Below are 5,918 nucleotides of genomic sequence, written 5' to 3'. Positions count from 1 at the left end.
GCGCCGGCGCTGATCGGCAGGCCGGTGCGCACGCGTTCGCAGTCGGCGCGGAAGTCCTCGGCGGTCGCGTAGCGGGCGTCCCGGTCCTTGGTCAGGGCGTGCAGCACGATGGCGTCGAGTTCGGGGGAGATCCCGTCGGCGAACTCGCTCGGCGCCGGCGGCTCCTTGCGCACGTGCTGGTAGGTCAGTGAGATCGGATCACCCACGAAGGGCGTGCGCCCGGTGAGCAGTTCGAACAGCAGGCACCCGGACGAGTACACATCGCTGCGGTGGTCGACGGTCTGCCCCTCGGCCTGCTCCGGCGAGATGTACTGGGCGGTGCCGATGACCGATTGCGTCTGTGTCATCGTCGCCTGGGTGTCGGCCACGGCCCGGGCGATGCCGAAGTCCATGACCTTGACCTCGCCGGCGCCGTTGATCATGACGTTGCCGGGTTTGATGTCGCGGTGGACGATGCCCATGCGGTGGCTGTACTCCAGCGCCGACAGCACCCCCTCGAGGATCGTCAATGCCCGCGAGGACACCAGCGGGCCGTCGGCGTTGAGCACCTGACGCAGGGTCTGGCCGTCGACGTACTCCATGACGATGTACGGGATCTCCAGGTCCCCGCCACCGGACTCGGTGAAGACCTCTTCGCCGGAGTCGTAGACCGCGACGATGTTGGGGTGGTTCAGCCCGGCGACCGCCTGGGCCTCCCGCCGAAATCGGTGGAGGAACGACGCGTCACGCGCGTGGTCGGAGCGCAGGATCTTGATCGCGACCTGACGGCCCAGACGGATGTCGTAGCCCAGGTGCACCTCGGCCATACCCCCGCGACCGATCAGTTCTCCGACCTCGTACCGCCCGCCGAGCAACTGGGATGGGGTGTTCTCGGTCATCGCAGCGCCGCCTCCATCACGGCCTTGGAGATCGGGCCGGCGACGGCGCCGCCGTAGGCGTCGGTGCCCGCGCGGCCGCCGTCCTCGACGACGACGGCCACGGCGACCTTGGGGTCGTTGGCCGGGGCGAATCCGATGAACCAGGCGTGCGGGGCCTGACCCTTGCCGTGCTCGGCGGTACCGGTCTTGCCGGCAACCTGCACCCCCGGGATCGCCGCGCGCGTGCCGGTGCCGTTGGTCACCACCGCCTGCATCATCTCGTTCAACTGGGTGGCCGTGGACTCCTTCATCGCCCGGGACAACACTTCCGGCTTCGTGCGGCTCAGCTCGGACAGATCGGCCGCCCGCACCGCCTCAACCATGAACGGCTTCATGACCTCACCCTTGTTCGCGACCGCCGCAGCGACCATGGCCATCTGCAATGGCGTGGACTGGACGTTGCCCTGCCCGATCCCACCCAGGGCGAGCCCCGGCTGGTCGATCTCGGCGGGGAAGACACTGGCGGCGCTCGTCATCGGCACGTCGAGCTGCTGGTTGAACCCGAACTTCTCCGACGTGCTGCGCATCGTGTCGGCGCCGAGTTGCATGCCCAACCACCCGAAGGCGGTGTTGCAGGAGTTCTGCAGCGCCACGAGGAACGTGACCTTGTCGTCCGGCCCGCACGCCTGCCGGTTGCTGTTGGCCATCGTCGACGTCGACAGGGGCAGTTTGAGCTGGGCGGGGCCGGGCAGGGTTGAGTCCTTGGTCCACTTGCCGGAGTCCAGTGCGGCGGCGGCGGTGACGACCTTGTACGCCGATCCGGGTGGGTAGAGCCGGCTGATGGCGCGGTTCTGCAGGGGCTGGGTGGAGTCGGCGTTGAGGTCCTTCCACGCCTTCGTCGAGACCCCATCGGCCTGGCTGGCCAGCTGCGAGGGGTTGTAGTTCGGGTGGGAGACCATCGCCAGGATCGCCCCGGAGGTCGGGTCGAGCGCGACGACCGCGCCGCGCTGATTGCCCAACGCCTCGTCGGCGGCCTTCTGCACGGCGGCGTTGATGGTCAGTTCGACGCTGGCGCCGGTGGGGGTGCGACCCATGATCTGGTCGGTGAAGCGACGGTAGAACAGATTGTCGTCCCGGCCCGAGAGCGTGGCGTCCATGGCCGACTCGATGCCACCGCCGGTGCCGTAGATGAACGACTGGTACCCGGTGAGGTGGGAGTACAGCTGCGGCTGGCTGTACACGCGCTGGTACTTGACCTCGGAGTTGTTCGGCACCGACCGAGCGATGGGGTTGCCGTCGAGCAGGATCTGCCCGCGCTCGACGTTGTACGAGGCCAGTAGCGTGCGGCGGTTGCCCGGGCGTTCGTTGAGACCGGGAGCGCCGAACGACTGGATCCACGTCGAGGCGATGAGCAGCAGGGCGAAGAGCATCGCGGCCAGCCACGAGAGGCGACGGATCGGGGTGTTCATGCGACCTTCACGACCTCGGTCGGGGTGTCACTGCTGATGTCGGCCGGATCGACGTCGGGCACGGGGCGGCGCGCGTGATCGCTGATCCGCAGCAACAGGGCGATGAGGGTCCAGTTCGTCAGCAGCGACGAGCCACCATAGGACAGGAACGGCAGGGTCAGACCGGTCAACGGGATGACGCGGGTGACACCGCCGACGACGACGAACACCTGCAGCGCGATGACGAACGCCAACCCCGCGGCGAGCAGCTTGCCGAAGCCGTCACGCAGGCCGATGGCGGTGCGCATGCCGCGCTCGACGAGCAGCACGTAGAGCAGGAGGAGCGCGAACACGCCGACCAGACCGATCTCCTCCCCGAAACTCGGGAAGATGTAGTCCGACTCCGGCAGCGGGGTCAGCCACGGGCGGCCCTGACCCAGGCCGTGACCGAGCAGGCCACCGGAGGCCATGCCCATCAGGCCGGTGGTGATCTGCCCGCACTGATCGACGCCCTCGGGGGAGAACGGGTCGAGCCAGCAGAGCACGCGGCGTTGCACGTGACCGAAGAGCAGGTAGGCGACGTACGCGCCGGCCGCCGTCAGGGTCAGGCCGATGGCGATCCACGAGACGCGTTCGGTGGCGACGTAGAGCATCGAGACGAAGAGTCCGAACAAGAGGAGCGACGTTCCCAAGTCGGTCTCGAACACGAGGATGGCGATCGAGATCAGCCAGGCAAAGAGGATCGGCCCCAGGTCGCGCATGCGCGGGAAGGTGATGCCCAGCACCTTCCGGCCGGCCAACGAGAGCACATCGCGGGTCTGCACCAGGTACCCGGCAAAGAAGATCGCCAGGAGGATCTTCGCGATCTCGGCGGGCTGGAACGAGAACCCGCCGACGCTGATCCAGATGCGCGAGCCGTAGGCCGACTTGCCCAGGCCCGGCACGAGCGGCAGCAGCAGGAGGATCAGGGCCCCCAGCGCCGCGGTGTAGGTGTACCGGCGCAGCACGCGGTGATCGCGCAGCGTGATGAGCACGGTGAGGGCGATGACCACACCGATGACCGTCCACGTCAACTGCTTGAACGCCAATCCGCCCGTGATCGAGCGCCCGGCGGCGATGTCGAGCCGGTGGATCATCACCAGCCCCATGCCGTTGAGCAGCACCGCGATCGGCAGGATGAGCGGATCGGCGTACGACGCCCGCCACCGCAGCACGAGGTGGAAGATCAGCGCGACTCCGGCCACGCCACCGACGAGGTAGAGCAGGTCCGGCGGCAGGGAGCCGTGCAGCGCCAGTTCGACGTTGATGTAGGCAACGACGATGATGCCGATCGCCAGCATGAGCAACGCGAGTTCGACGTTGCGGCCGCGCTTGGGGGCGACCGAGGTCACGGCGGTCATGCGGGCACCTCGCTGCAGGGGTTGCCTCGTTTGGCTGCGGCGCGGCAGCGTTTCGCCGTCGCCTCGAGTTCGGTGAGCCGCTGCTGGGCGGCGTCGAGGGATTCGACCGGGATCGTGTTCGTCACGCCATCGCGATCGAAGGTGGGCAGATCCGTCAGGGCGATGTCCGAGACGCTGACCGGCTCGGAGAGGTTGATCGGGCCGATGTCCTGGCTCAGTCCGCGATAGATCGCCACATGACCGTCCTGAGCGCCGAGGTAGTACTGCGATTGGGTCCAGCGCCAACCGGCCCACAGACCCGCGCCCAGCACGAGCACGACCGCGAGCACGCCTCCGATCACCTTGAGGGTGTGGGCGAACCGGGTCGATCCCTCCTCCGCCAGTTCGAGTTCGGCCGGCTCGGCGCTCGGGCGCAGCGCGGCGGCCTTCGCGGCCGGGGTGCTGCTGTTCGACGTGGTGCGCCGCCGGTTCTGGTGGAGCGCCGCCGAGCCGACGATCTGCGGCTGCGTCGGCGGACTGGTGGCGGCGGTGACGTCGACGACGTCGCACACGATGACGGTGACGTTGTCCGGCGCTCCGGCCTTGAGGGCGAGGTCGATGAGGGTGTCAGCGGTCGCGCCCGGGCCACGATCGGAGCGCAGTACCTCCTCGATCGTGTCGCGCGCCACGAATCCGGACAGCCCGTCGGAGCACAGCAGGAACCGGTCTCCGATGCGCGTCTCGCGGATCGACACGTCGGGTTCGTCCTGGTCCTCCCCGGTGAGGACCCGCGTGACCAACGACCGCTGGGGGTGCGTCGAGGCCTCGTCCTCGGAGATCCGGCCCTCGTCGACCAGCGTCTGCACGAAGGAGTGGTCGTGGGTGATCTGCGAGAACGAGTCGCCCTGCAACTGGTACGCGCGCGAATCGCCGATGTGGGCCAGCGCGACGGTGTTGTTGCTGCGCAGGATCGCCGTGACGGTGGTGCCCATGCCGCGCAATTCGGGCCGTTCGGTGATCCGTTGACCGATGTCGGCGTTGGCGTCGGCGACGGCCCGCACGAGCTGGGTCGTGATGGATTCGCGGCGGTGCGACTCGCCGTCGAGGCGCGTCAGACGTGAGATCGCGATGGCCGAGGCGAGGTCGCCGCCGGCGTGTCCGCCCATGCCGTCGGCGACGACGAGCAGGTGTGGCCCGGCGTAGGCGGAGTCCTGGTTGTTGCTGCGCACCAACCCGACGTCCGAGCGGGCAGCGTAGTGGAAGGCAATCGGCACCGGCGGACCCCGACTACTTCCGCAGTTCGAGCACGGTGCGCCCGACCCGGATGCTGCTGCCGATGTGGACCTGGGTCGGCCCGGTGACCTGTTGGGACCCGAGGAACGTGCCGTTGGTGGAGCCGAGGTCCTCGACGTACCAGTGGCTGCCCTCGGCGAACAGGCGGGCGTGCCGCCCGGAGGAGAAGTCATCGTCGAGCACGAGCGTGCACTCGGGGTTGCGGCCGATGAGCGTGCCGTTGGGCTTGAGGGTCAGTGTCGTGCCGGCCAGGCTGCCCGACGTGACGACCAGGTGTGACGGTTCGGTGGTCGCCCGGCGGGCGGTGGGGCGGGCACGGCGGCGTCGACGGCCACCGGTGTCGGCCACGGCGGTTCGGGCCACGACGCGGGTGCCGTAGAGGTCGGAGCGCAGCACGCCGACGATGGCGAAGACGAACAGCCACAGCAGCAACAGCACGCCGAGGCGCAGGACGAGCAGGGTCAGGGCGCTCACGTGTCGACTACCGCCCGTCGAATCGGTAGGTCACGGTGGTGCGTCCCACGGTGATCCGGTCGCGGTCGCGCAGATGCACGCTGGCGGTGACGCGTTCGCCGTTGACGAAGGTGCCGTTGGTCGAGTTCAGGTCGCGGACACTCCCCACCAGGTGGGGACCGTCGTGCGTGACGCGGATCTCACAATGACGCCGCGAGATGCCCGGATCGTCGAGCACGATGTCGGCCACATCGTCACGGCCGAGCACGGTCATCGCGCCGATGAGCGGGTAGCGCTCGCCGTCGACGTCGAGCCAGGGGCGTTCGGTGACGGAGTACGCGCGCGGCGAGGGGGCGGGTTCGCGCGGCTGGGTCGCGGTGACGGCATCGGCGTCGGAGACGTGCTGGCGCCAGGTCGGTTCGGCCGGGTCGTCGTAGTCGTCGGCGTAGGGCAGCGGCTCGCGTGGAGCCGGCGGGCGGGCGGGCGTG

The 5,918-nt window shown here is 69.0% G+C and carries 6 protein-coding genes; all 6 read right to left on the bottom strand.

From position 1 onward, the window contains the following. On the bottom strand, positions 1 to 878 hold an 878-nt coding region (locus KD1_RS14830), incomplete at its 3' end, for a protein kinase domain-containing protein (RefSeq protein WP_157073390.1). Then, positions 875 to 2,326 (bottom strand): peptidoglycan D,D-transpeptidase FtsI family protein, encoded by a 1,452-nt coding sequence (locus KD1_RS14825; RefSeq protein ID WP_068403211.1) that lies wholly within the window; start codon positions 2,324 to 2,326, stop codon positions 875 to 877. The genes KD1_RS14825 and KD1_RS14830, both read right to left, overlap by 4 nt. Next, positions 2,323 to 3,705 carry an FtsW/RodA/SpoVE family cell cycle protein gene (locus tag KD1_RS14820; RefSeq protein ID WP_068403209.1) on the bottom strand — a complete coding sequence of 461 codons (1,383 nt, stop codon included), beginning with the start codon at positions 3,703 to 3,705 and terminating at the stop codon, positions 2,323 to 2,325. The genes KD1_RS14825 and KD1_RS14820 overlap by 4 nt, the downstream gene beginning before the upstream one ends. Beyond that, on the bottom strand, positions 3,702 to 4,958 hold the full coding sequence (locus tag KD1_RS14815; RefSeq protein WP_068403207.1) for a Stp1/IreP family PP2C-type Ser/Thr phosphatase: 1,257 nt from the start codon (positions 4,956 to 4,958) through the stop codon (positions 3,702 to 3,704). The genes KD1_RS14820 and KD1_RS14815 overlap by 4 nt, the downstream gene beginning before the upstream one ends. Positions 4,959 to 4,971: 13 nt before the next feature. Beyond that, positions 4,972 to 5,451, bottom strand: coding sequence for an FHA domain-containing protein FhaB/FipA (locus KD1_RS14810; RefSeq protein WP_068403205.1), 480 nt, complete (start codon positions 5,449 to 5,451; stop codon positions 4,972 to 4,974). A 7-nt stretch (positions 5,452 to 5,458) separates the two neighbouring features. After that, positions 5,459 to 5,918, bottom strand: a 460-nt coding sequence (locus KD1_RS14805; RefSeq protein ID WP_157073389.1) for an FHA domain-containing protein, incomplete at its 5' end; no start/stop codon positions are given.

Origin of the sequence: Kribbia dieselivorans NBRC 106261 (assembly GCF_001552435.1) — a bacterium.
GTDB lineage: Bacteria > Actinomycetota > Actinomycetes > Actinomycetales > Dermatophilaceae > Kribbia > Kribbia dieselivorans.
The sequence above is the reverse complement of the archived record's forward strand: the minus strand, read 5'-3'. Positions and strand labels throughout refer to the sequence as shown.

What these genes read in the sequence shown, in the direction of transcription:
- KD1_RS14825 (WP_068403211.1), bottom strand. Translation starts at nt 2,326, where the DNA reads ATGAACACCCCGATCCGTCGCCTCTCGTGGCTGGCCGCGATGCTCTTC.
- KD1_RS14820 (WP_068403209.1), bottom strand. Translation starts at nt 3,705, where the DNA reads ATGACCGCCGTGACCTCGGTCGCCCCCAAGCGCGGCCGCAACGTCGAA.